Origin of the sequence: Microbacterium sp. ZXX196 (assembly GCF_009709595.1) — a bacterium.
In the GTDB taxonomy this organism is placed as follows: Bacteria; Actinomycetota; Actinomycetes; order Actinomycetales; family Microbacteriaceae; genus Microbacterium; species Microbacterium excoecariae.
The window spans coordinates 1-241 of the sequence record NZ_WMEE01000471.1; the positions used below are offsets into that span (position 1 = coordinate 1).

1 protein-coding gene is annotated in these 241 nt (G+C 41.5%); it reads left to right on the forward strand.

All coding sequences use genetic code 11. The annotated features are described in order from the left end of the window. Positions 1–13 precede the first annotated feature (13 nt). Positions 14–241: hypothetical protein (locus GJQ66_RS15040; protein ID WP_230379687.1), on the forward strand; the 228-nt coding region annotated here is incomplete at its 3' end.

Genomic DNA, 241 nt, shown 5'->3' on the forward strand with positions numbered 1-241 from the left:
TCCGCTTGCCCCAATGGGTGCTGCTCTTCTAAGTAAAGCGTATGTCGAAACCGAAAATGAGGTCATTACTCATAGAAGGCAATCAAAGCGTCAGTATCCATCTTTTCAAAAGGCTATGGAAGGTTTTGTAACCTATGGTTTTCAGCTAATTAATTCTGAGCCTCAACAACAACATTCTTCTCCAATAAGAACCATGCCTGCGAGGGCTATTCACCAAGACCCTAGAGAGTTTGATATTTTT